Below are 1411 nucleotides of genomic sequence, written 5' to 3' on the forward strand. Positions count from 1 at the left end.
GATGTGCCCACGGTGGGGGAGAAGCCGGCCTCGCTGACCGCGCGCGCCGCCTGGGCTTGCCGCAGGTTGGCTTGCGCGGCCTTCAGGTCGCGGTTGTTGGCCAGCGCCTGTTGCATCAGGCGGTCCAGGCCGGTGTCGCTGAACTGCTGCCACCACTGCGCCAGCGCGGCTTCGTCGGGTGCCGACGGAGGCGTGGCGTTGTCGGCACGGGACCAGCTGGCGAGCGCCTGGTCGCCGAGTTGCGGCGCAACGGCCGGTGCGGTCAGCGTGGTGGCGCAGCCGGCCAGAGCCAAGGCCAGGGTCAGTGCAAGCGGTGCACCGGCTCGGCGGGCGAGATGAAATGATCGAAGAGGGAGGCGAGGGTCCATGGTGTTCCGTGGCCGCAACTGGGGCCACGAAACAACATGTTGCGAGCGGGTCGCAAGCGGGCTGCGTCCGCTTTGTAAATTAACTTGGGGCAGGCATCTGGCTTGCTCCAGCAGCGACCTTTATTGGTCGACGAACGCGCGCTCGATGACGAAGTCGCCAGGCGTGCTGGTGTTGCCTTCTTTCAGGCCGCGCACTTCCATCATCGTCTTCAGGTCGCGCAGCATCGCGGGGCTGCCGCAGATCATCRCGCGGTCTTCGGCGGCGTTCAGCGCGGGCAGGCCCAGGTCGCGAGCCAACTGGCCGTTCTCGATCACCGTGGTGACGCGGCCCTGGTGCTTGTAGGCCTCACGCGTGACGGTGGGGTAGTACATCAGCTGGCGCGTCACCATCTCGCCGAGGAACTCATGCGCCGGCAAGTCGCGCGTGAGGTAGTCGTGGTAGGCCAGCTCGTTCACTTCGCGCACGCCATGCACGAGGACGACCTGCTCGAACTTCTCGTAGGTCTCCGGGTCGCGCACGATGCTCAGGAACGGCGCCATGCCGGTGCCGGTGGACAGCAGGTACAGGCGCTTGCCGGGGGTCAGGTAATCGATCAACAAGGTGCCGGTGGGCTTGCGGCCGACGACGATCGAGTCACCCGGCTTGATGTGCTGCAGGCGCGAGGTTAGCGGGCCGTCCTGCACCTTGATGCTCAGAAATTCGAGGTGCTCTTCGTAGTTCGCGCTGACGATCGAATAGGCCCGCAACAGCGGCTTGCCGTCGATGCGCAAGCCGATCATCGTGAAGTGCCCATTCGAAAAGCGCAACGAGCTGTCACGGGTGGTGGTGAAGCTGAACAGCTTGTCGGTCCAGTGGTGCACGCTCAACACGCGCTCTTCATTGAAGGCACTCATGCTCGGAGGGATTCAGAGAGTCAAAAAAGATAAAGGCCGCGGTTTGGGGGATGCCCAGCGGCAGCAAACCCAGTATTGTCGCCGAGGCTTCCGCATGCCGCCGCGCGGGGGCAACCTTCCCCTTTGGCTGACTTTCCAGTGACAAGGAG

At 64.8% G+C, this 1411-nt stretch carries 1 protein-coding gene and 1 pseudogene; both read right to left on the reverse strand.

Annotated features, from left to right (window positions below):
- Positions 1-368 (reverse strand): annotated as a pseudogene (locus AC1DYI_RS35630) (hypothetical protein); the annotation flags it as partial.
- A gap of 120 nt (positions 369-488) precedes the next feature.
- The gene (locus AC1DYI_RS35635) at positions 489-1262 is read right to left on the reverse strand and encodes a ferredoxin--NADP reductase (protein WP_477208815.1); all 774 of its coding nucleotides are present in this window, start codon (positions 1260-1262) and stop codon (positions 489-491) included.
- Positions 1263-1411: the final 149 nt, after the last annotated feature.

Source organism: Ideonella sp. P3_A4, assembly GCF_056403075.1.